General features: G+C 50.7%; 1 rRNA gene. It reads left to right on the top strand.

From position 1 onward, the window contains the following. Positions 1 to 452: ribosomal RNA gene (locus RV00_RS16005) — 23S ribosomal RNA — on the top strand; the annotation flags it as partial.

Here is a 452-nt window from a genome sequence, read left to right as displayed (position 1 = left end):
AGGAGGATCCTGAGTACGGCGGAACACGAGGAATTCCGTCGGAATCCGGGAGGACCATCTCCCAAGGCTAAATACTCCCTAGTGACCGATAGTGAACCAGTACCGTGAGGGAAAGGTGAAAAGTACCCCGGAAGGGGAGTGAAAGAGAACTTGAAACCGTGTGCTTACAAGTAGTCAGAGCCCGTTAATGGGTGATGGCGTGCCTTTTGTAGAATGAACCGGCGAGTTACGATCTGATGCAAGGTTAAGCAGCAAATGTGGAGCCGCAGCGAAAGCGAGTCTGAATAGGGCGTTGAGTATTTGGTCGTAGACCCGAAACCAGGTGATCTACCCTTGGTCAGGTTGAAGTTCAGGTAACACTGAATGGAGGACCGAACCGACTTACGTTGAAAAGTGAGCGGATGAACTGAGGGTAGCGGAGAAATTCCAATCGAACTTGGAGATAGCTGGTT

The organism is Enterococcus devriesei (assembly GCF_001885905.1).
In the GTDB taxonomy this organism is placed as follows: Bacteria; Bacillota; Bacilli; order Lactobacillales; family Enterococcaceae; genus Enterococcus_A; species Enterococcus_A devriesei.
This window is presented reverse-complemented; position numbering and strand designations above follow the sequence as displayed.